At 61.1% G+C, this 24024-nt stretch carries 20 protein-coding genes; 13 read left to right on the plus strand and 7 right to left on the minus strand.

Annotation, left to right across the window (positions count from 1 at the left end; genetic code table 11):
• Positions 1 to 5: 5 nt before the first annotated feature.
• The 5 genes from KCG45_RS03545 to KCG45_RS03565 are packed head-to-tail and all read left to right on the plus strand — an operon-like array spanning position 6 to position 4696.
• The gene (locus tag KCG45_RS03545; protein WP_218315722.1) at positions 6 to 1385 is read left to right on the plus strand and encodes a 3-isopropylmalate dehydratase large subunit; all 1380 of its coding nucleotides are present in this window, start codon (positions 6 to 8) and stop codon (positions 1383 to 1385) included.
• Complete coding sequence (gene leuD, locus KCG45_RS03550; RefSeq protein WP_218315723.1) at positions 1382 to 1990, plus strand: 3-isopropylmalate dehydratase small subunit; 609 nt, start codon at positions 1382 to 1384, stop codon at positions 1988 to 1990. The genes KCG45_RS03545 and leuD overlap by 4 nt, the downstream gene beginning before the upstream one ends.
• Positions 1987 to 2907, plus strand: coding sequence for a hydroxymethylglutaryl-CoA lyase (locus tag KCG45_RS03555; protein WP_218315724.1), 921 nt, complete (start codon positions 1987 to 1989; stop codon positions 2905 to 2907). Before leuD ends, KCG45_RS03555 begins: the two co-directional genes overlap by 4 nt.
• A complete protein-coding gene (locus KCG45_RS03560; RefSeq protein WP_218315725.1) occupies positions 2904 to 4085 on the plus strand; it encodes a CaiB/BaiF CoA transferase family protein in 1182 nt (393 codons plus the stop codon). The genes KCG45_RS03555 and KCG45_RS03560 overlap by 4 nt, the downstream gene beginning before the upstream one ends.
• A 14-nt stretch (positions 4086 to 4099) precedes the next feature.
• Complete coding sequence (locus KCG45_RS03565; RefSeq protein WP_218315726.1) at positions 4100 to 4696, plus strand: VOC family protein; 597 nt, start codon at positions 4100 to 4102, stop codon at positions 4694 to 4696.
• On the opposite strand, the gene KCG45_RS03570 is transcribed toward KCG45_RS03565, so the two are convergent.
• Genes KCG45_RS03570 through KCG45_RS03585 form a run of 4 tightly spaced genes read right to left on the minus strand, consistent with a single transcriptional unit; the run spans position 4677 to position 7295 of the window.
• A complete protein-coding gene (locus KCG45_RS03570) occupies positions 4677 to 4991 on the minus strand; it encodes a DUF1330 domain-containing protein (RefSeq protein ID WP_218315727.1) in 315 nt (104 codons plus the stop codon). The two genes, KCG45_RS03565 and KCG45_RS03570, sit on opposite strands and share 20 nt — an antisense overlap.
• A gap of 13 nt (positions 4992 to 5004) precedes the next feature.
• Complete coding sequence (locus tag KCG45_RS03575) at positions 5005 to 5697, minus strand: hypothetical protein (protein ID WP_218315728.1); 693 nt, start codon at positions 5695 to 5697, stop codon at positions 5005 to 5007.
• 27 nt (positions 5698 to 5724) lie between these two features.
• A complete protein-coding gene (locus KCG45_RS03580) occupies positions 5725 to 6084 on the minus strand; it encodes a hypothetical protein (RefSeq protein WP_218315729.1) in 360 nt (119 codons plus the stop codon).
• Entirely contained in the window at positions 6081 to 7295 is a 1215-nt protein-coding gene (locus tag KCG45_RS03585) for a class I SAM-dependent methyltransferase (protein ID WP_218315730.1), read from the minus strand. The genes KCG45_RS03580 and KCG45_RS03585 overlap by 4 nt, the downstream gene beginning before the upstream one ends.
• 232 nt (positions 7296 to 7527) lie before the next feature.
• Between KCG45_RS03585 and putA the strand changes: the two genes are divergently transcribed.
• Both putA and dcd read left to right on the plus strand, forming a co-directional pair.
• Positions 7528 to 10635, plus strand: a complete 3108-nt coding sequence (putA, locus tag KCG45_RS03590; RefSeq protein WP_218316402.1) for a bifunctional proline dehydrogenase/L-glutamate gamma-semialdehyde dehydrogenase PutA — start codon at positions 7528 to 7530, stop codon at positions 10633 to 10635.
• 125 nt (positions 10636 to 10760) lie between these two features.
• Positions 10761 to 11315: a dCTP deaminase gene (gene dcd / locus KCG45_RS03595; protein WP_218315731.1), complete on the plus strand. Its 555-nt coding sequence runs from the start codon at positions 10761 to 10763 to the stop codon at positions 11313 to 11315.
• Between the two features lie 269 nt (positions 11316 to 11584).
• On the opposite strand, the gene KCG45_RS03600 is transcribed toward dcd, so the two are convergent.
• A complete protein-coding gene (locus KCG45_RS03600; protein ID WP_218315732.1) occupies positions 11585 to 12352 on the minus strand; it encodes an SDR family oxidoreductase in 768 nt (255 codons plus the stop codon).
• Between the two features lie 48 nt (positions 12353 to 12400).
• On the opposite strand from KCG45_RS03600, the gene KCG45_RS03605 reads away from it, so the two are divergent.
• The 3 genes from KCG45_RS03605 to KCG45_RS03615 all read left to right on the plus strand — a co-directional run bounded on the left by KCG45_RS03605 (position 12401) and on the right by KCG45_RS03615 (position 14685).
• Positions 12401 to 13045 (plus strand): TetR/AcrR family transcriptional regulator, encoded by a 645-nt coding sequence (locus tag KCG45_RS03605; protein ID WP_218315733.1) that lies wholly within the window; start codon positions 12401 to 12403, stop codon positions 13043 to 13045.
• A 181-nt stretch (positions 13046 to 13226) separates the two neighbouring features.
• Entirely contained in the window at positions 13227 to 13451 is a 225-nt protein-coding gene (locus tag KCG45_RS03610) for a hypothetical protein (RefSeq protein WP_218315734.1), read from the plus strand.
• A 58-nt stretch (positions 13452 to 13509) separates the two neighbouring features.
• The gene (locus KCG45_RS03615) at positions 13510 to 14685 is read left to right on the plus strand and encodes a saccharopine dehydrogenase family protein (RefSeq protein WP_218315735.1); all 1176 of its coding nucleotides are present in this window, start codon (positions 13510 to 13512) and stop codon (positions 14683 to 14685) included.
• A gap of 103 nt (positions 14686 to 14788) precedes the next feature.
• Here the strand turns inward: KCG45_RS03615 and KCG45_RS03620 are convergent, their stop codons facing one another.
• The gene (locus KCG45_RS03620; RefSeq protein ID WP_218315736.1) at positions 14789 to 16969 is read right to left on the minus strand and encodes a TonB-dependent receptor; all 2181 of its coding nucleotides are present in this window, start codon (positions 16967 to 16969) and stop codon (positions 14789 to 14791) included.
• A gap of 244 nt (positions 16970 to 17213) precedes the next feature.
• Between KCG45_RS03620 and KCG45_RS03625 the strand changes: the two genes are divergently transcribed.
• From KCG45_RS03625 to KCG45_RS03635, 3 genes are all read left to right on the plus strand, one after another.
• Positions 17214 to 18917: a solute:sodium symporter family transporter gene (locus KCG45_RS03625; protein WP_218315737.1), complete on the plus strand. Its 1704-nt coding sequence runs from the start codon at positions 17214 to 17216 to the stop codon at positions 18915 to 18917.
• A complete protein-coding gene (locus tag KCG45_RS03630) occupies positions 18914 to 19999 on the plus strand; it encodes a YeiH family protein (RefSeq protein ID WP_218315738.1) in 1086 nt (361 codons plus the stop codon). The genes KCG45_RS03625 and KCG45_RS03630 overlap by 4 nt, the downstream gene beginning before the upstream one ends.
• Before the next feature lie 147 nt (positions 20000 to 20146).
• Positions 20147 to 22498 (plus strand): TonB-dependent receptor, encoded by a 2352-nt coding sequence (locus KCG45_RS03635; protein WP_218315739.1) that lies wholly within the window; start codon positions 20147 to 20149, stop codon positions 22496 to 22498.
• A gap of 70 nt (positions 22499 to 22568) precedes the next feature.
• On the opposite strand, the gene KCG45_RS03640 is transcribed toward KCG45_RS03635, so the two are convergent.
• Positions 22569 to 23951, minus strand: a complete 1383-nt coding sequence (locus tag KCG45_RS03640; RefSeq protein ID WP_218315740.1) for a serine hydrolase domain-containing protein — start codon at positions 23949 to 23951, stop codon at positions 22569 to 22571.
• Positions 23952 to 24024 lie beyond the last annotated feature (73 nt).

A 24024-nucleotide genomic window follows, 5' to 3' on the forward strand; every position in this document is an offset into this window, starting at 1 on the left:
CGTTTATGGCAAAGACGCTGTTCGAAAAGATCTGGGACACACACGCCATCGCGACAACCGCTGGCGGTTCGACCCTGATCGCGATCGACCGCGTCTTCCTGCATGAGCGCACCGGGGCGGCGGCGCTCAAGCGTATGGCCGAAATGGGCCGCAAAGTGCGCGATCCGGCGCGGGTCTTTGCCGTCATGGATCATATCGTCGACACGCGCATCGGGCGCGGCGACGGTACGCTTATGCAGGGCGGCGAGGGCTTCATCACCGAAACGCGCGCCGCCTGCTGCGAAGCCGGGATTACCCTGTTCGACGTCAACGATCGCGATCAGGGGATCGTCCACGTCATCTCGCCCGAACAGGGCATCGTGTTGCCCGGCGTCACGCTGGTCGCGCCTGACAGCCACACCTGCACACAAGGGGCTTTCGGCGCGCTCGCGTGGGGCATCGGCAGCAGTGAAGCCGAGCATGCGATGGTCACCGGCACGCTGCGGCTCGAACGACCCAAGACGATGCGGGTGCGGATCCACGGCGCGCTTTCACCGGGGGTGACCGCCAAGGACATGATCCTGACGCTGATCTCCCAGCATGGCGCGGGCGGCGGGGCGGGCCATGTGGTCGAGTTTGCAGGCGAGGCCGTCACCGCGCTCGACATGGAGGCGCGCATGACGCTGTGCAACATGGCGACCGAATTCAGCGCGATGACCGGGCTGATCGCGCCGGACGCTAAGACCTTCGAATACCTCTCCGGACGCACCTATGCGCCGGACGATTTTGGCGACCCCTATTGGCGCAGTCTGGCCACCGACGAAGGCGCAGCATTCGACTGTGAGATCGCAATCGACGCCAGCGCGATCGCGCCGATGGTGAGCTGGGGCACCAGCCCCGAACAGGCCGTGCCCGTCGACGCATCCGTCCCTCAAGGTCCGGCCCGCGCCCACGACTATATCGACCTCGATGCAGGCGCGCGGCTCGCCGGAACGCCACTCGACGCCGCCTTTATCGGCAGCTGCACCAATTCGCGGATCTCCGATCTGCGCCGCGCCGCGCGCATCCTCGAAGGGCGCCGTATTGCCCCGTCGATCCGCAAAGCACTGGTCGTCCCGGGCTCGCTCGCCGTCAAACGACAGGCCGAGGCGGAGGGACTGGACAAAGTGTTCGAAGCCGCCGGGTTCGAATGGCGGATGAGCGGCTGCTCGCTGTGCTTTTACGCGGGCGGAGAAGGCTTTCCCGAAGGATCGCGCGTCATCTCCAGCACCAACCGCAATTTCGAAGGGCGGCAGGGACCGGGCATCCGCACGCACATCGCTTCGCCCGAAACGGTTGCCGCCAGCGCCATCGCCGGGGCTATCGCCGATCCGCGCGAGTACGCGCGCGAGGAGCAGGCGGCATGAGCGCCTTCCCGCAACCGCTGACCGGGCGCGCAGCACCGCTGCTGGTCGACAACGTCGATACCGACACGATCATCCCCAGCCGCGAGATGCGCAGCACCGGTCGCACCGGTCTTGCCGAAGGGCTGTTCGCCCCGTGGCGCTATTCCGACGCCGATGCCCGTATCGAGAACCCAGACTTCGTGCTCAACCAGCCGGACTATCGCGGAACGCCGATCCTGCTTGGCGGCGCGAATTTCGGCTGCGGGTCCAGCCGCGAACACGCCGTGTGGGCGCTCGCCGAATACGGGATCAGGGCGATCATCGCCGAAAGCTTCGCTCCTATCTTCCACGGCAATTGCCTGCGCAACTTCGTTCTGCCGGTGACGCTCGATCGCGCGGCGGTCGAGGCACTTGCAGGCAAGACCATCGCCGTCGATCTTGCCGCGCAGGAAGTGCGCACGCAGACCGATGTGCATGCCTTCGACATCGACCCCGAGGCAAAGCAGATGCTCGCCGAAGGGTTGGACGCCATCGACTTGACGCTGGCTCAGGCGAGCGAGATTGAACAATGGACCGCCGCCGACCGCACGGCGCGCCCATGGGTGTATCTGGAGCCAACCCGATGACTGAAATTCTCATCTCCGAAGTCGGCCCGCGCGACGGGTTGCAATCAATCGAACGGGTGATGCCACTCGAAGCCAAGAAGCGCTGGATCGCGGCCGAAGCGGCGGCTGGCGTGAAGGAAATCGAGGTCGGCAGCTTCGTCCCGCCCAAGCTGCTGCCGCAAATGGCCGACACTGCCAAACTGGTCGCCTTTGCCAAGGGTATAGCTGGCCTGACAGTGGTCACGCTGGTGCCCAATGCCAGGGGCGCGCAATTCGCCATCGATGCCGGGGTCGATGGGATGAGTATCCCGTTCTCGATGAGCGAGACGCATTCGATCAAGAATGTGCGCAAGGATCACCCCGCCATGCTCGCAGAGATCGCGGCTGCGGCTGAGATCGCGCGCGGTGCGGGCGTGCATTTCGCCGTGGGCCTCTCCACCGCGTTCGGCTGCACGATGGAAGGCGCGGTGAGCGAGGATCAGGTGGTGCGGCTGGCAGAGCAAGCCGCCGAGGCGGGGGCGCAGGAATTCAGCCTGTCGGACACGACCGGCTATGCCGACCCGGCACAAGTCCGTCGGCTGACCCGCAAGGTGAAGGCGGCGGTCGGCGATGAGATGCTGACGACCCTGCACCTCCACAACACGCGCGGGCTCGGTCTCGCGAATGTCGTCGCGGGGCTGGAGGAAGGCATCACCACCTTCGATGCCTCGCTTGGGGGTCTCGGCGGCTGCCCTTTCGCGCCGGGTGCGAGCGGCAATCTCGTGACCGAAGACCTTGTGCTGATGCTCAATTCGATGGGCTACGACACAGGGATCGACCTCGAAAAATTGCTCGAAGTGCGTGCGATTATCGAGGAAGCGCTGCCGGGCGAGCCGCTCTACGGCTTCACGCCCGATGCCGGGCCGATGCTCGATTACAAGGACCGCGTAGCAGCATGAGCGCGCCGCAACCTCTCAAGGGCATCACAGTCGTCGAATTCACTCACATGGTGATGGGGCCGACCGTCGGGCATATCCTCGCAGGCCTCGGCGCTGAGATCGTGCGGATCGAGCCGATCGGTGGAGATCGCACTCGGCGGCTGATGGGATCGGGCGCGGGCTATTTCCCGATGTACAATCGCGGCAAGCAATCGATCTGCCTCGACCTCAAAAGCGAGGATGGGATCGCTGTGGCGAAGGATCTGATCGCTGGCGCGGACATCCTCGTTGAAAACTTCCGCCCCGGTGCGCTCGATCGGTTGGGGCTGGATTACGAAAGCTGCTCGGCGGGCAATCCTGGCCTGATCTATTGTTGTGAGAAGGGCTTCCTGCCCGGCCCCTACGAACAGCGCACCGCTTTGGACGAGGTCGCGCAGATGATGGGCGGGCTTGCCTATATGACCGGCCCGCCGGGCAAGCCACTGCGCGCCGGGGCCAGCGTGATCGACGTCACCGGCGGGATGTTCGGGGTGATCGGAGTGCTGGCAGCGCTGGAGCAGCGCCACCGCACCGGCAAGGGTCAGAAAGTCACAGCCAGCCTGTTCGAAACGACGATCTACCTCGTCGGCCAGCACATGGCGCAATACGCGGTCACCGGCACGCCCGCCGCGCCGATGCCCGCGCGCGTTTCGGCTTGGGCGATTTACGATGTGTTCGAGACGAAGGACGAGCCGGTGTTTATCGGTGTCGTGACCGACGCGCTGTGGGAGAAATTCTGCAAGCTGTTCGGACTGGACCAGCTTTGGGAGGACCAGACGCTGCGTGAGAATAACGCTCGGGTCGAAGCGCGCGACCGGATCATGCCCCAAATCCGCGCGCTGATCGGCGGTATGACTGCGGGCGAGGTAATCGCCAAGCTGGACGGATCAGGCCTGCCCTTCGCCCCGATCGGAAAGCCGCAGGACATGTTCGACGATCCGCATCTCAACGAAGGCGGACTGGAGGATGTGACACTCGACAACGGAACCGAGGTGCGCCTGCCGACGATCCCGCTGGAAATGGATGGCAAGCGGATCGGGTCTCCACAGCATTTGCCAAAGCCGGGCCGCGATGCGCGTGCGGTGCTCGAAGGGCTGGGCTATGACGCTGGCAGGATCGATGCACTGATCGGGAACGGCGCTGTGGGGGAAAGCACATGAGAATGCAGGCGAGGATGTCGGTATTGGCGCTTGGCGCTGTGGCGCTGGCGGGTTGCACCGTTACCAACAATTACAACGGCACCGCCGCGTCCGCTTCCGACAACCCGCCAAGCGCCGTCGGGGTCGATGCTCCCGCAGAGCGACTGCCCACCGATGTTCGGCGTACAACCCTGATTGTGCGTTCGATAGAAAACTCGCTGAAGCTCTATCGCGACGTGCTTGGGCTGGAAATCAATTACGACACCACCGTCACCACATCAGGCGTTGCCTTGCCAGCAGGCGAGCCAGGTGCGACCGCGCGGCTGGTGCTGCTCAATGCCAACGATGCGTGGGTCGGGTGGATCGGACTGATGGAATGGGTCGATCCCGCAATCCCGGCAGACGAATATCCCAAGCGAATGGGGCCGGGCGATGTGGTGATTATCCTCAACACAGACGATGTCGAGGGACGCTGCGAGGCGGCCATGGCGGTTCCGGGCGTGACCTTCACTGCCGAGGCGCGATTGCAGGTCTATCCGGGGCGCGACGGCGGGCCGGACATTCGCGTGATGGGCTGCAATTTCTTCGACCCGGACGGGATCCTGATCGAGCTCAACCAGATCCTGGAATAAGGTCCGGCCCGTCGATCACCAGCACCTGAACATCGGCCAGCCCGTCGCGCAGCTTCTTGGCCTCGGCATATTCCGGGCTGTTCCAGAACGCCTTGATCGCATCGCGGTCCGGCCATTTGGAGATCACCATCGACGCGCCGTCACCGAAGTCTCCTTCGAGGCATTCCGCGCCGGGGCCTCGCAGTAGATACTGCCCACCGAACTTCTCGATCAACGCGGCCGCTGCGGCGCCGTAGCCGGAGACGAACTTGTCGCGATCATGGATGGCGGCGGTGACGATCATATAGGCTGGCATGGCGTGGCTCCTGTCAAAATGGCTTCACCGCGCCGAGGAAGCACACCGAAGCGATGGTGATCCAATAGATGTAGGCGGCGATCCGGGCCATGCCTATCTCGCGACTCAGCGCAGCTTCCTGTTCGGCATTCGGCCCCATCGCGAGGATGCGGAACCGCTCGGTCCAGCGGCGCATCACCAGCCGCAGGAACAGGCCGATGCACAGTGCGAAAGCATAGAGCGCCATCTTCGCCGGATACCAGTGATTGCCGAGGCCCGACTTGATCGGTCCGCTCCCGGCAAAAGCCATGAAAGACACAACCAGCAGCGCCGCGATCAGTGGGTAGCGCAGCCATTCCTCCAGCCGCGTTACAGTGATGCCGATATCGGTCTCGCGCTTGATAAAGGCGGTCCAGGTCATTGCCAGCCACACCGCGAAGAACAGCCACATCAGCCACACGCCCGCGCCATCCAGCAAGGGGACGAAGCCATAGATCTTGCCCATATGCAGGCCCAGCGGCAGCAGCAAGACGATCCCGGTGCGCGCGAGAATGTCGATCCGGTAGGCGGTTTCCATATGCCGCTTGCGCTCTTCCAACGACAGGGCAGGATTGGTCACGTGATAGCTCGTCTGGAACACGCCCCACTCGCCGCCCAGCCAGTAAACCATCGCAAGGATATGAACCCAACGCAGGATGCTGAGTTCGTTCAGATAGAGAAATTCCATGATCCCGTTCCCCCAAGCGCGCGGCGATTATTCCCGAGAAAGCCGCTCCACCACGTCCATGATCGGCGGATCGCTCGCTTCCATCGCTTCGACCTCCTGCTGGAACCCGCGCATGATCCGCGCGACATAGGCGCGCGTCGCCAATCCGCGCTCGTCCGCGGCTTCGCGGGTCGGTTCGTAGCGCTCAATATCCTCGCGTTTCACCACGCCATTTTCGTCGAGCAGCCGCTCGATCGTGTCCTGCCGCTCTCGCAAAGCCGAAACTTCGGCGGCCATGGCGAAGACGGTGGAATAGAGCCGGTCGAGCGCCGGGTCTTCGAAATATTCAGGACGCTTGCCCTTGGCCCGCTTGCCCGACAGCGCGACCCAGTCCATTTCCTCACTCACGCCGCCACCGCCTGTTCGGATGGCTTCCACGCGCCATAGGCATTCCAGATCGCGGCACGTCCAAAATCCTCTTCACCCTCATCGGGCGACGGTGGGAATATCTCCGGATCGACAACCGCGCGGACCCCGGCGACGAATTGGCTTTCGCGCGGGAAGCCCGCCTCCGCCATCACCTGCTTCAAATCCTGGCCATGCATCGCCGACCAGAACGGCTCGTTGTTGTTGAACGCATCCCAGTCGCGCATGAATTGTTCGAACAGCGGCATGTCGTCCGAATATTGCGGCTGTTCGATATGAAGGATCAGCCCGCCGGGCGCGAGCACACGGTTCGCCTCGGCCAGAATGCGCGGCATCGCTTTCGACGATAGCTCGTGCAGAAACATGGTGGTTTGCACCCAATCGAACGATCCATCATCCCAGCGCGACAGGTCTTCGCCCGAGGCCTGTACGAACTTGATATTGGTAACACCCATCGCAGCGGCGCGCGCCGCGCCATAGCGCAAGGATGCGGCAGCCGTGTCGATTGCGATCACTTCCGCTTGCGGATAGGCCTGCGCGATCGGCACGGCGTTGTGCCCGACGGTGCAACCGATATCGAGGATGCGCTTGGGCTCCCAATCCGGGCGCTCCTGCTTGGCCCAGCCGACCACGGCGGTTCCCCCGCCATCGTTCAACCCGCCCAGCGCACCGCCGGTCGTCGCGAACAGACCGACATCGTAATTCGCACCGACCGTCACATCGTCTTCGCGCTCCTCGCTGTGATAGCCGCCGGGCTGGCAATGGATATCGACCGAGGTCTGGTAATGCGGCTGTTCGACCGAAGGATCGAGTTCGAGCATGCCCGAATGCTCGTTGAACTGCTTGGCCATGGCGTCGAGCTCATCGAGCTGGCGCAGCACGATCTGGCGACCATTGTGCTGGCGCATCTCCATCGAATTGCGCTTCAACGCTGACCATACGCGATGCCAGGCGTCCTTGTTCATCCCGTCGCGGATCTCATAGCGGTGTTCGGGATCGCGGCCATGTTCGGCGCGAAATGCCGGAAGCACGCGTTTTTCATACGCCAGCTTGTTCCCCGCCCCGACCGTGCCCGACAGATAGCGGTTGAAATGGGTCAGGAAATTGAACCGCGCCGCCTCGTCGTGATTGGTGCGCGGCATCATCGGGTGGCGCGTCAACGCAGTGTACGGGGGGGGCAGATCGGAAGCCATGGGTTCACCCTTTAAAAGTTGTCCGGACAAATTTGCCAGAAGCCTGTGGTTTGTCAACTCAAACGGTACGCTGACCGTTCCGGTGCTGCCATTCATTGACCTAGCGCAAATGGATGCGACTAACGCCTCTTGATTGCTATAATGCGCAGGTCCAGATCGCGAGGAACGCGATTCACATGACGAAGGTCTCTGCTTGGTGACAACCCCTGATCTGCCTGCCGCAACCGCCCACATGCTAGACCGCAGCGATCTGCGCCGGGCGTATCGCGCCTATGAAGACGCTTGCGTGGCCGAGCGGCTGGAACAGGCCAGACCGGCGGCGAAGGTCAGCGATCGGGCCGCCGCGCTTGCGATCAAGCTGATCGAAGGGGCACGGGCGCGCAAGGCCAGCGGGATCGACGCGTTCCTGCAGCAATTCGGGCTCGACACCGAAGAGGGAATCGCACTGATGTGCCTCGCCGAGGCGCTGCTGCGCGTGCCTGACCATGAAACCGCCGACGCGCTGATCCGCGACAAGATCGGTGAGATCGAATGGGGCGAACATCTGGGCGAGAGCTCGTCCACTTTCGTCAACGCCGCGACATTCTCGCTGATGCTGACCGGTGAGGTTCTGGAACAGCCGGATGAGCACCAGCGCGGGATGGGTTCGACACTGAAGCGCGCGATGAACCGCATGGGTGAGCCGGTGATACGCACTGCGACCCTGCAAGCGATGAAGATCCTCGGCGGGCAATTCGTGTTTGGCCGCACCATCGAAGAGGCGCTCAAACGCGCCGCGCCCGAACGCGCAAAAGGCCTGACCCATTCGTTCGACATGCTCGGCGAAGCGGCGATGACCTATCCCGACGCCGCGCGGTATGCGCGCGCTTACGAAGGCGCGCTCGACCGGCTGGCGAAAGAGGCAAAGGGCGGGATCGGCCCCTCGCCCGGCATTTCGGTCAAGCTGTCGGCGCTGCATCCGAAATACGATTTTTTTCACGCCGAGAAAGCCCGCGCCGAGATCGTGCCGATTGTGAAGGCACTGGCGATCAAGGCGCGCGATGCAAACATCCACTTCACCATCGACGCAGAGGAAGCCGAACGGCTCGAACTCTCGCTCGACATTATCGAGACGCTGGTCGCCGATGACGAGCTGTTCGCCCGCGCAGACGGATCACGCTGGGAGGGCTTTGGCCTCGCCGTGCAGGCCTATCAGAAGCGCGGCGTGCCGCTGTGCGACTGGGTGGCCAAGCTCGCCCGGCGGCACGGCCGCAAGCTGTTCGTGCGGCTCGTCAAAGGGGCGTATTGGGACAGCGAGATCAAGATCAGCCAGGTGGGCGGGTATGACGATTATCCGGTCTTCACCCGCAAGATCGCGACCGACGTGTCGTACCTCGCCTGTGCCGCGCGATTGTTCGAACATGACGATGTGATCCGTCCGGCCTTCGCCACACACAACGCTTACACAGTGGCGGCGGTGAAGCAGATGAGTGCGGGTCGCGCGTTCGAATTCCAGCGGCTGCATGGCATGGGTGAGGAAGTCTATGAAGCCCTGCACAAGCTCGAAGGCAATTCGCCCACGCCGGTGCGCATCTACGCGCCGGTCGGCGGGCACAAGGAATTGCTCGCCTATCTCGTGCGGCGCCTGCTTGAAAACGGCGCCAACACCAGTTTCGTCAACCGGATGGGCGATGCAGACGTGCCGGCGGAGGAACTGGTTGGCGATCCGGTCAGCGAACTTGCGGCACTGTCACCCTATCGCAACCCGGCCATCCCACTGCCCGAAGACATCTTCGGCGAGCGCCTGAACAGCGCCGGGATCGACCTGTCCGATCCGCTGGTTCTGGGTCCATTGCAGGCGAGGCTCTCAGAACTCGCGCAGCAAAGCTGGAGTGCCGAGCCGACCTTTCCGAGCGACGAGCCCGGAGAAATTGCGCCGATTACCTCGCCTCAGGACACACGCATCGAAGTCGGCACTCGCCGCGATACCACCCCCGCCGAGGTCGAGGACGCGATCACCCGTGCGATGGCGATCCAGCCGGGCTGGGACGCACTGGGCGGCGAAAAGCGCGCGCTGCTGCTCGAAGAAGCGGCCGATCTGTTCGAGGATCACGCGCCTGAATTTCTCTCGCTGTGTCAGCGCGAGGCGGGCAAGACGTTGCTCGACGCGGTGCTCGAACTGCGCGAGGCGGTCGATTTCCTGCGCTTCTATGCGGGCGAGGCCCGGCGGCAATTTTCACAGCCAATGCCGCTGCCCGGCCCGACCGGCGAGGAAAACACACTGAGCCTGCATGGCCGCGGCGTGTTCGCGACGATCAGCCCCTGGAACTTCCCGCTCGCGATCTTCATCGGCATGGCCTCGGCGGCGCTGGCGGCTGGCAACACGGTTGTCACCAAACCCGCCGAACAGACCCCGCTGATCGCCGCGCTCGCGGTGAAGCTTTGCCATCAGGCCGGCATCCCGCCCGAAGCGCTGCAATTGCTGCCCGGCGCGGGCGAAGTCGGTCAGGCGATCACTTCGGACCCGCGCATCGCCGGGGTCGCCTTCACCGGATCGACCGAGACTGCGCGGCTGATCAATCAGGCGCTGGCCGCACGCGAAGGCCCGATCGCTACCCTTATCGCCGAAACCGGCGGGCAGAACGCGATGATCGTCGATTCCAGCGCCTTACCCGAACAGGTCGTGCGCGACGTTGTCGCCAGCTCGTTCCAGAGCGCTGGGCAGCGCTGCTCGGCCCTGCGGGTGCTATATCTGCAGGACGACATCGCCGATGAGATGCTGGAGATGATCCGCGGCGGATTCGAGGCGCTGACCGTGGGCGACCCCGCCGACCTCGCAACCGATGTGGGCCCGGTGATCGATCCCGATGCGCAGGCCGCGCTGGAACGGCATGTGGCGCGCCGCCAGCAGAACGACCGCACCGTCTGGCGGCTCGATCTCGATGGAAGCACCGCAAATGGCTGTTTCGTGGCGCCGACAATCATAGAGCTGGATTCGATCCTCGACCTGCGCCGGGAGAATTTCGGCCCGGTCCTCCACGTCGTACGCTACGCATCCGAGAATCTCGGGCAGGTGATCGCCGATATCAACGCGACCGGTTACGGTCTGACGCTGGGCCTGCACAGCCGGATCGCTGCGACCCGCAAGTTCGTGCAGGCGCGCGCGAAAGTCGGTAACTTCTATGTCAACCGCAACCAGATCGGCGCCATCGTCGAAAGCCAGCCCTTCGGCGGCGAAGCGCTCTCGGGCACCGGACCCAAAGCGGGAGGCCCGCACTATCTCGCGCGCTTCGCAACCGAGCGGGTGACATGCATCGACACGACCGCCGCGGGAGGCAATGCGAGCCTGCTGGCGAGTTAGCGCGGCGCTGTACCCCCCGCAAATCCGGCGTTTCGCCGCATGCCGGGGTCATCGCGGTGAAGACTCCCACACCTAATACCCCGCCTCCGCTTGCCGCGCTCGCCACAATCGGGAATCACTTCTCTATGGCAATTCTTTCAGACAAGTGGATTCGGGAACAGGCGCAGACGCATGGCATGATCGAGCCGTTCGTGGAGGCGCAGCGGCGCGAAGGGGTGATCTCCTATGGCCTGTCGTCCTATGGTTACGACGCGCGGGTCGCGCCTGAATTCAAGATTTTCACCAATGTCAATTCGGCCACGGTCGACCCGAAGAAGTTCGACGCCGAAAGCCTCGTAGACCGGGAAACCGATGTCTGCATCATCCCGCCCAATTCCTTTGCGCTCGCGCGCACTGTAGAATATTTCCGCGTGCCCGAGGACGTGCTGGTCATCTGTCTTGGCAAGAGCACCTATGCGCGCTGCGGCATCATCGTGAATGTCACCCCGCTGGAGCCGGGGTGGGAAGGCCACGTGACCTTGGAATTCTCCAACACCACGCCGCTACCTGCAAAGATCTACGCCAATGAAGGCGCATGCCAATTCCTGTTTCTCAAGGGTAACGAGCGCTGCGAGACGAGCTACAAGGACCGCGCGGGCAAATATATGGGCCAGCGCGGGGTGACTCTGCCGCGGCTTTAGGAGGCGCGCGATCAAGGTTGATTCGCGAGGCACGAGCGTCTGCTTTCGACCTTAATTGCTGTCATCAAGCCACGGAGAATCTGGTGCTAAAAGCGGACGCGCTTTCTGCTAATTGCATATGTCGTAAACTGGTGGTGGAAGCTGACAGTCCGCCTTCAATCCAAGCCGATGTGATCTGCGCATTCGCTCTTTCAGGAGGCTTTGTACAAAGAAGAGAGAGCACTCGCGCTAGCGCAAGAGCACCCTCTCTTGGATCGGTAGCCCGGAGCTCAAACGTTCATCCAGCCTCCGTCTGCGACATAGTCCGCAGCTGTCACGAAGCTGGCTTCGTCTGAGCCAAGGAACACCGCCACCTCGGCGATCTCGGCCGGCTTGCCTGCGCGGCCCAAGGGAGCCCCATGTCCGGCCATTGCTTCAAAGTCGTTGAATAGCTCGGCGGGCGCGTTCGAGTTCTCGAAGAAATTGGTCGGCACGATGCCGGGTGAGAGCGTGTTCACGCGGATACCGCGACCACCCAGTTCCGCAGCCATGGTTCGGGCAAAGCTGCGAACCGCGGCCTTGCTGGCAAAGTAAAGCGTCCCACCAGGAGCGCCTTTCTCGTGGACTGCCGAGGCTGTCAGAATGATGGAGCTGTTGTCAGACAGAACCGGAAGAAGGGCTTGCACTGTGAAGAAAGCGCCTTTGACATTGAGGTCAAACTGGCGTGCGTAAAGTGCTTCATCCACTTGATCGATAGGAGCGAACATGCCGTTACCAGCATTGGCAAACAGGATATCGACCTTGCCGAACTCGCGTTTCGCAAACTCTGCCAGAGCGCTAAGATCCGAGATTGAGGTCGAATCCGCTACGAAGCCCAGTGCCCGTTCACCCAGTTCGGCCAGGGCATTGTCGATCCCCTCCTGTTTGCGCCCCGTGATGATCACTTCAGCACCTTCCTCGACGTAACGACGAGCGGTTGCAAGACCAATGCCGGTAGTACCGCCGGTGATGACGGCTTTCTTTGCGGCCAGACGAGCATTGTTGGTTTGATTTGACATGGTGATATTCCTTTTCTTGACTGATCGGTAAAGTTCAGCTAGGCCACGTTGAACGATCAGTCAAGAACTATTTTGAACGAAAGGTCAAAAAAGATGCGTGCCGCCTCCTTTGATCGCGAAGAAACCATCGAAAAGATCATGAACGCCTTCTGGGAACACGGATATGAGGCTACTTCAATCCAGGTCCTGGAAGCAGCGACGGGGCTTAAGAGGCAAAGCCTCTACAACGCCTTCGGCAATAAGGACGCGATGTTTGAACTGGCCAGCAATCGTTACGACATGGCAGTATCGCGTAAGCTCTTTGCCACTCTGGACCATGCCGACCCCGTAATCGCCCTTCGCGAATTCTTTGCGGCCCAACTCGCCGTGTTAGTCGATGCGGACCAACCCGCTGGCTGTTTCGTTGCTGGAGGGCAGCAAGAGCTCGCTAATCGGTCTGAAGGGCAGCTAAGCGAGCAGATGAGAGCGATGATCGAAGAGCAGCATGATCAGCTCGTCGCCGCATTCGAACGATGGAAGGCGGATGGCAAGATTGCTGATGAGACGGATACTCACGCACTTTCCGCAATCGTGATGGCGTTGGTGCGAGGTCAAGCCGTTCTAGGCCGCTCTTCTTTATCGTATCCTATCATCGAGCAGAGCGCAGCGCTAGCGCCGGGCTTGATCGAAAGATATCTGGCCGCGCCAACTTAGAAGCTGTTGACGACGAGTTATGCGAACGACCGCAACGGGGTCGTTCGCAGTCGCAAGGACCTCAGCATTAGAGAGTTCGCTATTCTGATGTTCTTTTCCAAAAGCAGGCATTCCGCTCCCCACCCACATCAAGACCTTCGCCATTTCCTACACCGCGCCCACCTGACATGGTCGCACCACCATGATGGCGAACCTCATCCTCAATCTGCCCAAGGCGATCCGTGTTGGAAAAGTGTCAACCGGGCGCATTTGCCTCAAGGCACTGAAGACAAAAGATAAAGACCTTCTTGAGCCGCTTGACACGGTGTCAACTTTGTCACCCTTCTTCGCGAGTGCCGCACTTATCCCGGAACAAGCCGCCAGCCGCATGATTGAAAGCACAAGCTGGCAGTCGCGGCCAGAATGACTAACTAGGCTGCATCCGGAACCGGCCTTCGCCGGACACCCGATCAACGGAGAGACACATGGCTGAACCCGAATTCGACATCATCATCTACGGCGCAACCGGATATACCGGGCGTCTCGTCGCCGAACATTTCGTGCGTCAGTACGGCGGCAAGGCGGACGCGCCCAAATGGGCGATGGCAGGGCGCAACAAGGCCAAGCTGGAAGATGTTCGCACGCTGATTGGCGCGCCGGACGATACTCCGCTGGTCGTTGCCGATGCAGACAGCCGCGAAGCGGTCGAGGCGATGTGCAAGCGGACCAAAGTCGTCATCACCACGGTCGGTCCGTACCAGCTTTACGGAGATGAACTGGTTGCCGCCTGCGCGCGCACCGGAACTGACTATACCGATCTTTCGGGCGAGCCTGCCTGGATGGCGGAGAAGATTGAGGAACTCGAAGACATTGCGAAGAAAAGCGGCGCGCGGATCTGTTTCTCCAGCGGCTTCGATTCGATCCCGTTCGATCTGGGCGTGCTGATGGCTCAGAAAGAAGCGAAGAAGCGCTTCGGCAAGCCCGCCCCCCGCATTCGCGGCCGGGTGCGCGCGATGCAGGGCACGTTCTCGGGCGGCACCGCGGCCAGCCTGGGCGCGACAATGAAAGCGGCGGCAAAGAACCCGAGGCTGATCAACGTCCTGCGCGATCCCTTTGCTTTGACACCCGGTTTCGAAGGGCCGGATCAGCCATCCGGCATGGTCCCGAGGCATGAAAAGGATCTGGACAAATGGGCCGCGCCGTTCGTGATGGCGCCGATCAATACGAAGAACGTGCACCGGACGAACTTCCTGCTCGGTCATCCCTATGGCGAAGATTTCAAGTACGATGAAATGGTCCTCACCAGCCCGGGCGAAGCGGGCAAGAAGATGGCCGAGGCCGCGACCGAGATGATGAAAAATCCCTTCGGCGCGAAACCTCCCAAACCGGGTGAAGGCCCGACCGAAGAGGAGCGCGAGAACGGATTTTACGATGTGCTTTTCGTTGCCGAAATGCCCGACGGTCAGGCGCTGCATTACAGCGTCAAGGGCAAGTACGATCCGGGATATGGTTCGACCAGCCGGATGATCGCGGAAACCGCAATCGCGCTCAGCGAAAGCGACGCACCGGGCGGTATCGGAACGCCGGGATCGTTCCTCGGCGAAACGCTGGTCAAACGGCTGGAGGCGAACGCCGAACTGACTTTTGCTGCCGAAAACTGATCCGGCAGCTCGCATGAAAAAAGCGGGGTTGATCGGTTGGTTGGTCGAACGGTTCGAACCAGCCAGCCAACCCGCCCCGCCTCTCACATTTTTCAGCAGTCGATCAGAAACTCAGACGAACGCTTGCCCGGATATTCTGCCCGGGGAGCGGCACGAAATCCTTGGTAAAGCTGGAATGGCGGCGACCGGTGGTGTCAAAAAGGTTCTCACCGGCCAGCTGCAGCACAACGTTCCGATTGTTTTCGAGTGGGCGCCACGAGACATACAGATTGACCAGCGCGAAATCGTCGGTCGGCGTTTCGAAAGTGGCAATTTCGTCCTGCTCGGCAAACCACTGGACCTCGCCGCGAACATCGAATTGGCCCATTTCCGCATCGAGCGCGCCGAGGAGGCTGAACGGCGGGATGCGCGGGACATTGGTATCATCGTCGAGCTCGGCTTCGACATATTCCGCGCGCAGATCGGCGCTGAGTCCGAACGTGTTGGTCTCGACTAGCGGGAAGGTGACCTGTCCTTCGAAACCGAAGAAGTTGGCGTCCTCTTGCAGGAACAGGAACACCGGCAGGTCGTCCTCTTCCTCGCCATTGGGCTGCAGGAAGATGAAATCGTCGAACCATTGCGCGTACACCGAAGCGCTGAACTGCACTTCGCCGACCTCGCCGCGGGCGAAAGCCTCAAGGCCCCAGGCACTCTCGGTATCGAATGTCGGGTCGCCGATTTCGAAAGCCTGCGTGGCGATGTGCGGTCCGTTGGCAAACAGCTCTTCACCTGCTGGAGCGCGCTCGGACCGTGAACCGGTCAGGCCCAGGCGGACGTCGCCGTCACCTGGTACCGCGACAAAGGACAGAGCTCCTGAGAAGAGATCGAAATTGCGGTCGACACCCACGACATCCGAACTGACGTCGACATTCTCGTAACGCGCAGCGCCTTCTATCTGGAAACCGTCGAAGTTCACTTCCTGCGCAGTAAAGATCGCGAAAGAAGTCGTTTCGTTGGGAGCGACGAAGGCTTCCTCACCGACCGCAGCAAAATCGCGCGACACGAATTGGGCACCGATCACCCCGCCCTGCTGCTGCAACAATTCGGCCCGAACTTCGACCGTTTCCGTCTCGAACACCGTTCCGACCTCGGCACCTTCGAACTCGGTGTGCTCATAGTCCGAATAAACGCCGCGCAATTTCAGTCGGGACAGGAAACCGCTTCCCAGCGCAATATCGCCGCGGAAATCCACGCGCAGCTGTTCGAGACCGATCGTGACGACCTCTTCGCCCTCCTCTTCTTCCTCGGCGTCTTCGCCCTCTTCTTCGCCATGAGCATGCTCGGCGCCAGGGCGACCCACTACGCCATAGTCGGTGTCGAAATAGCCGACGGACGCGCCAATCGTTGAATCGCCAAAGAAAAAACCGACCCCGCCATTCACTGTCCAGGTTTCGGTCGCGCTGTTGGGTAGGAACTCGGTCTGATTGGCCGCATCGCGAATCTCGGCGGCTTCTTCAAACTCACCCTCCGCTTCTTCCTCGGCAACCTCTGCGAGGAGCTCTGCCCGCAGTTCTGGCGCAATCTGGAAGCCCGGAATTTCCAGATCGTTGGTTTCGCGGAACGACCCGTCGAGATGGAAGACCACGCTTTCGCCGGCGGCCACGTCGATCGATGCTCCGCCGCTGCGCAGATCGCTTACCGTATCGAAGGCGGTCAGCGCGTCGACGTGAACTCCGTTCTCGGGAACCTCGATAGGGATTCGCCGGTCGATCACGTTCACGACACCGCCGATTGCCTGACTGCCGTAGAGGAGCGCGGTCGGCCCTCGCAACACCTCGACGCGCGCTGTCGTAAGCGGATCGATCGGGGTCGCATGGTCTGCCGAAGTGTTTGCGACGTCAGCCGTTCCCACACCATCGATCAGAACCCGGACACGCTCTGCATCGAGCCCGCGCAGGATCGGTCGCGAGGAACCGGGGGCAAAGCTGGTTGCAGAAACGCCGGGGATCTTGACGAGCAGGTCGCCGATCTGACCGGTCAGATCGCGCTGGATAACATCTGGTCCGATAACGTCTTGACCCGCAATGAAGTCCAGTTCCTGAAGCCCGTCGGCGGAAACGAGAATATCGCTGCGATAGTGCGGATCGCCTTCCTCAGCCTCTTGGCGATCAGCCTCTCGCTGGGATTGCTGCTCTTCAGCAGAAGCAGTCTCGGCGTCAGTCGTTGTGCCAGCCAAAGCGGCGCTGGCGCCAAACGCACACGACAGCGCTGTCGCAAGCGCAATGCGAGAAGTAATGATTTTCATGGTGACCCCGTCAGTCAGCTGCACAACATGTGATAACGTATCATTCCCCTAGCAGGATGATTTCAGATCGCAACCCTGTTTTGGAGATTTCAAGCGCTGGTTTCGACAAGCGGCACATCGGCGGCGACCGATTGCGCCGAACACCCGTCAGAAGTTTCCGCACCATCGCCTGCAAACTTGCCAAGGTGCGCTTTTACCGTCACCTCCGGCGAGACGCGATTGAAGCAAAGGGGGCGCACGCGCGATGCAGGGCAGTATCCTATTCACGCTGGCGTCCTGTGTGTTCTTCATGGCTCTTGTGGGCTGGATCAGCTGGTATAAAACGCGCGGTACGGTTGACGACAAGGACGGCTATTTCCTCGCCGGTCGCGGACTAGGCGCGACCTTCATCGCCGGTTCGCTTTTGCTCACGAACCTGTCCGCAGAACAGCTCATCGGGCTGAATGGTTCTGCGTACGGGCACAACATGTCGAGCATGGCCTGGGAAGTCACCGCCGCCGTGGCGACGATCGCGATGGCGCTCGTTTTCCTTCCGCGATATCTCGCAGGCGCCTTCACCACACTGCCGCAATTCCTCGCCGACCGGTTCGATGACGGGGTGCGGCGCATGTCGGTTGTCCTGTTCATGCTCGGATATGGCCTCGTGACGATCCCCTCGGTGCTGTATTCGGGATCGATCGCGGTGATGCAGCTGTTCGATGTTCCCGCGCTCACCGGGCTCGATTACGTGCCCTCGCTCGTGACCACGGTGGTTGTGATCGGCGTCACAGGCGCAATATATGCGGTGCTCGGCGGGCTGAAGGCAGTTGCAATCTCGGACACGGTCAACGGTATCGGGCTGCTGATTGTCGGCATACTGATCCCGGTTCTCGGCCTCGTAGCACTCGGCGACGGTGAGTTCACTCGGGGTCTGGCGAGGCTGACGACAGAGCATCCCGAAAAGCTCAACGCTATTGGATCGAGCAGCGATCCGACTCCCTTCGGCACACTCTTCACCGGAATGATTTTCGCCAACCTCTTCTATTGGTGCACCAACCAGTACGTGATCCAGCGCACATTGGGCGCGAGATCGCTGGCAGAGGGGCAGAAGGGCGTGCTCGCGTCCGGCTTCTTCAAGATCATGGTGCCGTTCATGATGATGATACCGGGCGTCATCGCCTACCACCTCTACGGCCCCGGTTTCGCGACCATCGACCAGGCCTACCCGCGGCTCGTCAACGACCTGCTGCCGATCTGGCTCACGGGATTTTTCCTCGCCGTCCTGCTGGGCGCCGTGTTTAGCTCGTTCAATTCACTGCTCAACAGCGCCGCTACGCTGTTCGCGCTCGATGTCTATGCGCCAGCGCGCGGGGGCAAGGTGGACGACAAGGCACTGGTACGAATTGCCAAGATCGCCAGCGTGGTCATCGCGCTATTCTCTTTCGCTGTCGCGCCGCTATTGCATTTCGCCGAAGCGGGATTGTGGCAGGTCATCCGCATCTTCACCGGCTTCTACAACATACCAACCATCGCGATCGTCATCGTCGGTCTGTTTACCGCGCGGGTCCCCGCGCTCGGTGCAAAGATCGCTATAATCTTCCATGTCATCACCTACGGCCTGCTGCGCTTCGTCTTCGATGATGCCGTGACTCTGCATTTCATCCATCAATATGCACTGCTGTTCATCGCCGAAGTCGTGATCATGCTGGCGGTGGGATATTGGAAACCGCTGGCACAGGCGTGGACCTTTACCGTGCGTGACGAAGTGGATTTGACCGAGTGGCGATTTGCCAAGCCGCTGGCGATCACTCTCTTTTCATGCGTCGTGGCGCTATACCTGCTGTTCTCACCCCTGGCACTGGCCTCGACCGGAGGGTTCAGCGGCGCGTTTTACGTGCTTGGCAGCGGGCTCGTAGTGATCAATCTGGTAATATGGACGATCGTTCGCCGCCGGGTTGGAGAGGCATGATGGCCAAGCGTGATGAGCGTGATCCATTCCTTGCTGCAGGCGATCTATACGGCGAGATATACATCGCGGACCAGCACGGCGCTGGCGCGGCAAAGCCTCGGCTGGCTTCCCTGCTGCCCGGCCTGGCGCTCGTGGCGACCTCGGCCGCCGCGGCGGGGTGGCTTTCGACTTACTATTCCGTCCCGCTTGTCCTTGCCGGATTATTGACAGGCTCTGCCCTGAACTTTCTTTCGGGCGTCCGGACAACCCAGCCCGGCCTCGAATTTTGCAGCTCAACCTTGCTGCGCCTGGCGATAGTGCTGCTGGGTTTTCAGGTCTCGCTCGAGGCCCTCGGCGCACTCGGCGTGACTGGATTGCTGTCCTTGCTGGCGATAATGACCACGGCGTTGGTCGCGGCGGTTGTCGCCGCCCGCCTGACGCGGCTCTCGGGCGAATTCGGCCTGATAGTCGGCGGCGCGACAGCGATATGCGGCGCGTCGGCCGCGCTGCTCCTTTATGCGTTGATCGGTAAAAACAAGGTCGGGCCAGACCAGTTCGCGGCAATCATCCTCGGCATCCTGCTGGCAAGCGCCTTGGCTGCAATCGCATATCCCGTTCTTGCCGCTGCCTTGAATTATTCGGACCTCGAAGCGGGATTTCTGACCGGCGCGACGATCCACGACGTCGCGCAAGCGCTGGGGGCGGGCTATGGGATTTCGGACAATGCCGGTCAGACAACGACCGCGATCAAGATGACCCGTGTCATGCTGCTTGCTCCCATTGCGTTTGCAATAGCGGCTTGGGCAGGCCGTCGTAGCGAGAGCAGACCGGGCGGCGCCACGCGGGCTTTGAAGCTGCCGATCTTCGTGCTCGCCTATATCGCGGTCGTGATCGTGAATTCCGTTGCCAGCATCCCTGCGCCGGTGAGCGAAGCGGCGCTCGACTCCGCGAAGATCCTGATCTTGGCCGGCATTATCGCCACTGTCCTCCGCGCGAACCTGCGGGTCGCCCTAACCCAGGGCTGGCGCCCCATCGCACCCGTAGCCGCCGCGACGCTTGCATCGTTGCTAGCCGCATTGCTGATAATTCCCGCGATTTTCTGAAGCTTCAAGGTCTGCAAACTTACTGACCCAGCCCGCAATAAGCGGCGCTGAAGCCACACCCATGCGCCAATTTCGGGATCGGGATCGCCGCTTATTGACTACTTATACAATTCCTGTCACTTCTCCGACATCAAGGGGAGAGGTTTCATGAGGTTCAATCACACAGCACCGCTGTGCTCGCTTGCTGCGCTTGGCGCGGCCATGGCTTGTGCGCCGGCCAGTGCGCAAGACTCAGATACAGGCGCCACGGATTTCGAAGATGACAATGTCATCATCGTCACCGCGCAGCTGCGCGAGGAAGACATCCAGGACGTTCCGATCTCGATCACGGCGATTACGAGCGACACTCTTGCCGCTGCCCGGATCGAGGATGCCCAGGATTTGCAGTTCAACGCGCCCAACGTAATCCTGTCGGCCAACCGCAATTTGACGATCCGCGGCGTCGGATCGCAATCTTTTGGTGGCAGCGCTGACACAAACATCGGCGTGCTCATCAATGGCGTCTTCCTCCAGGCGGGAAGCACTTTCGGTGAATTCTTCGATCTCGAACGGATCGAGGTGCTGCGCGGTCCGCAAGGCACCCTGTTCGGCCGCAACACCACGGGCGGCCTCATCAATATCGTGAACAAGCGCCCGACCGACGAGTTCGAAGGCTATGTAACGGTGCAGCTCGAAAACTTCGATGGTCGCCGCGCCGAAGGTGCGATCAACATCCCCATTGCCGAAGGATTCTATCAGCGCTTTTCTGCGCATGTACTCAACCGCGATGGCTACACGCTCAATCTCGTAGATGGCAATCCGATCGATGGCCGCGACCAGTACAGCCTGCGGTCAAGCACCCGGTTCGAGCCGACGCCGACCACTACCGTCGACCTAGTGCTCAACTATTTCAACGAAGACAGCAACCGCGCCAATGCAGTGAAAAGCCTGTGCACGCCCGATCCGACGTTCGTCTGTTCGTCCGAGACCGTCGACACCCTGTTCCCGAATTTCTTCCCGCTCGACTTCGGCCTGCTCAGCACCGCGGTGCGGGTGGGATCGTTTGGCGAAAACCCTTCCGATCTTCGCGAAGTGCGGATCGATATCGACCCCGAGCAAGATAACGACGACTTCCTGGCAACGCTCGAGATCAATCAGGATGTCGGCTCCCTGCGACTGACATCGGTCACCGGTTATCGCTCTGGAGAAAGCGAATCCTTTCGCGACTTCGACCAGGGCATAAGGCCGAATGCCTTCAATCCCGGGACTTTCGCCACCGCTTTCGGCCCGCTGACCATCAATGATGACGGCAACGGTAACGGAGTGCTGACCTACAATATCCGCGCTGGCGGTGAGACAGTCACGACAACCGACTACATCACGACGCAGGAAGCGTTCGGCACGCGCGAACAATTCAGCCAGGAATTGCGGCTCGGATCGGATTTCGATGGCCCGTTCAACTTCATCATCGGCGGGTATTACCTGTGGGCCGATTTCTCTGGCGAAGTGACGACCTATCTGCCGGTCAATCGCACCTTCGGCTTTACCGCGAGCGGCAAGACCGACGATGCCGATGTGGAAAGCACCGCAATCTTCGGTGAGGTCTATTACGACATCACCCCCGAACTGAGCGTTCTGGGCGGGCTGCGTTACACAAATGACGACAAATCGATCACGACGGCGAGCGGGTTCATCACGCTCGGAACTCCGTTCTCGGATTCGACCGACTTTGACGACGTGACCGGGCGCGCCAGCATCAGCTGGCAGCCGACGCCAGACAACAACGTGTATTTCACCTATTCGCGCGGCTTTAAATCGGGCGGCTTCAACCCGGGCAACGCCGAAGTGCCGACTTTCAAATCCGAGACAATCGACTCGTACGAATTGGGCACCAAGAACACTTTCTGGAACAACCGAGTGACGGTTAATGCAGCGATTTTTCGCTACGATTATTCCGACCTGATCGTCGGCAACATCGTCGGGACCCTTGCAACGAACGTCAACATCCCGTCATCGCGGGTGCAAGGCTTCGAGCTCGAAACGATCGCGGAGCCGATCGACGGCTTGAGGTTGGAGGGGGCGCTCGGCCTGCTCGATACGGATATCCGTTCGGATTTCGAATCGTCCGACCCGTCTCGCGGAGGGGCGTTTTTTCAATTGCAGGGCAACGATTTACCCAACGCTCCCGATTATACGCTCAAGCTTGCAGGCGAATACACCTTTGACGGTGGCAGCAACTGGACCATCCGTCCGCGTGTGGACTTCTATATTCAGGACGAATTCTTCAGCCGCGAATTCAACGTGCCGGCCGACCTGGTCGACGGCTGGGAACAGCTCGACCTGTCTGTCCAGGTCGCGCTCAAGGACCGCGACTGGAGCGTGACCGGGTTCGTCAAGAATGTGACCAATAACGACGACATCACCTTCCTCGAAGTGAACTCCAATCTCGTCGGAAGCTTCCGCAGCGCGTTCCTGATCGACCCTCGGATCTACGGCGTGGCGCTTCGCGTCGGGTTCTAGAAACTCTCCAGACTTTCAGCCCGCCGTCCGCCTTCGCGCGACGGCGGGCTTTTCTTTGTGAATCGGAATTCTATTGATCGTAGATAGCGCGGACCATCTCGATGAAATAGCTTTTGACGTCCCCGCCGAACACCTGCGTCATGAACACGCCGGACGTGCGCCCATCAGGATCGATCCAGAAATAGGTCGAGGCCGCCCCGCCCCAGAACAGTCCGCATTTGGGGAACACGGGATGATCGGTTGTCGGGCGCATTTTGAGCGCGAATCCGTAGGTAAAGGCCAACCCGTCAAGATATTGTGCATCCGCGCGAGCGGCACGCGTCAGATGGTTTGATCGTGTGAGCCTTGCGATCTCCGGCGTGAGCAGCGGATGCCCTGCGCGGTCCAGTCCGGTACGCACACCGCGCATGAACTTCAGATAATCGCGCCCGCTCCCCACGAGCCCGGCCCCGCCATATTCGATCGCCGGTCTGGTCAGAAATATGCTGCTCTCGTCGTCGTCCACCTTCGTCAACTTTGCTGGACCAAGTCGCTCCCGATCGACGCCGGACAGCACGGCGCGCGTTTCCTCCGGAAATTGCGAAGCGGCTGTATAAGCGCTCGTCAACAAGTGCCAGCGGTCTTGCGGAACATAGAACGCCGTATCGGTCATACCAAGCGGCACAAAAACCAGATCGTCCAGCGCCTCGCCAAGGCTTTGGCCGGTAACCACTTCGATCACGTGGCCCAGAACATCGGTGGCATTGCCATAGGTAAACGCCTCACCAGGATCATTTGCCAATGCGATACCTGCAATTGCGCCCGACAGATCTGCTGATGTTGTGATCGGAGCACCTCCGTCAGTGGGAGGCGCGTCCACGCCGGGGCCGGCGGGAATACCGCGCGCACGGTATAACTCGCCGCCACTGCGTTCGGTATCGGTGCGATAGATGATACCGGCCTGATGGGTCAGCAGGTCGGCAATCGTCACGGGGCGGCTGACGGAGCCATTGGCAGTCCGCACAGCCGCGAATTCCGGGATAAACTTTGAAACCGGATCGCGCAGGTGCAACGCTTCACTTGAGGCAAGCCTCAGGGCGGCAATTGACGTGACAGGCTTCGTCATGGAATAGAGTCGGAAAAGGGCGTCATCGGCCATTGCGCGGCCGTCCTCCGCATCGGCCAGGCCGCTCGCATGAGAATAGACTAACACGCCGTCCTGTTCGATCATTAGGACTGCACCCGGCGCTATTCCGTGGTCAATCATCTCATCCGTAAGTTCGGTAAGGCGCAAGTCCAGCCGCCGGTCGAATTCCGGAGGCAGTCGCAGCTCGTCCGTCTCGCATACAGTAGGCATGGTATGGTTGGTCGCTGCGGCTACGGAGCCTGCGGTCGCCTCACCCGCTCCTGCGAGCAGAAGCGCGATGAGCAACGCCCCCAGAAATGCAGCCCCAGGGTCCTGTGCCACTCGCATTCCAGCCTCCCCTCAATTAATTGACGTTTTCTACAATAGTTGTAGTTATTGTTCAATCTTGGTTGATGCGGGA

This window comes from Erythrobacter ani (assembly GCF_019204025.1).
In the GTDB taxonomy this organism is placed as follows: domain Bacteria; phylum Pseudomonadota; class Alphaproteobacteria; order Sphingomonadales; family Sphingomonadaceae; genus Erythrobacter; species Erythrobacter ani.

Coding starts and splice junctions, on each gene's coding strand:
- dcd (WP_218315731.1), top strand. CDS start 10,761: ATGGCAATTCTTTCAGACAAGTGGATTCGGGAACAGGCGCAGACGCAT.
- KCG45_RS03615 (WP_218315735.1), top strand. CDS start 13,510: ATGGCTGAACCCGAATTCGACATCATCATCTACGGCGCAACCGGATAT.
- KCG45_RS03570 (WP_218315727.1), bottom strand. CDS start 4,991: ATGCCAGCCTATATGATCGTCACCGCCGCCATCCATGATCGCGACAAG.
- KCG45_RS03625 (WP_218315737.1), top strand. CDS start 17,214: ATGCAGGGCAGTATCCTATTCACGCTGGCGTCCTGTGTGTTCTTCATG.
- KCG45_RS03560 (WP_218315725.1), top strand. CDS start 2,904: ATGAGCGCGCCGCAACCTCTCAAGGGCATCACAGTCGTCGAATTCACT.
- putA (WP_218316402.1), top strand. CDS start 7,528: ATGCTAGACCGCAGCGATCTGCGCCGGGCGTATCGCGCCTATGAAGAC.
- KCG45_RS03600 (WP_218315732.1), bottom strand. CDS start 12,352: ATGTCAAATCAAACCAACAATGCTCGTCTGGCCGCAAAGAAAGCCGTC.
- KCG45_RS03635 (WP_218315739.1), top strand. CDS start 20,147: ATGAGGTTCAATCACACAGCACCGCTGTGCTCGCTTGCTGCGCTTGGC.
- KCG45_RS03630 (WP_218315738.1), top strand. CDS start 18,914: ATGATGGCCAAGCGTGATGAGCGTGATCCATTCCTTGCTGCAGGCGAT.
- leuD (WP_218315723.1), top strand. CDS start 1,382: ATGAGCGCCTTCCCGCAACCGCTGACCGGGCGCGCAGCACCGCTGCTG.
- KCG45_RS03640 (WP_218315740.1), bottom strand. CDS start 23,951: ATGCGAGTGGCACAGGACCCTGGGGCTGCATTTCTGGGGGCGTTGCTC.
- KCG45_RS03545 (WP_218315722.1), top strand. CDS start 6: ATGGCAAAGACGCTGTTCGAAAAGATCTGGGACACACACGCCATCGCG.
- KCG45_RS03565 (WP_218315726.1), top strand. CDS start 4,100: ATGTCGGTATTGGCGCTTGGCGCTGTGGCGCTGGCGGGTTGCACCGTT.
- KCG45_RS03555 (WP_218315724.1), top strand. CDS start 1,987: ATGACTGAAATTCTCATCTCCGAAGTCGGCCCGCGCGACGGGTTGCAA.
- KCG45_RS03620 (WP_218315736.1), bottom strand. CDS start 16,969: ATGAAAATCATTACTTCTCGCATTGCGCTTGCGACAGCGCTGTCGTGT.
- KCG45_RS03585 (WP_218315730.1), bottom strand. CDS start 7,295: ATGGCTTCCGATCTGCCCCCCCCGTACACTGCGTTGACGCGCCACCCG.
- KCG45_RS03575 (WP_218315728.1), bottom strand. CDS start 5,697: ATGGAATTTCTCTATCTGAACGAACTCAGCATCCTGCGTTGGGTTCAT.
- KCG45_RS03610 (WP_218315734.1), top strand. CDS start 13,227: ATGATGGCGAACCTCATCCTCAATCTGCCCAAGGCGATCCGTGTTGGA.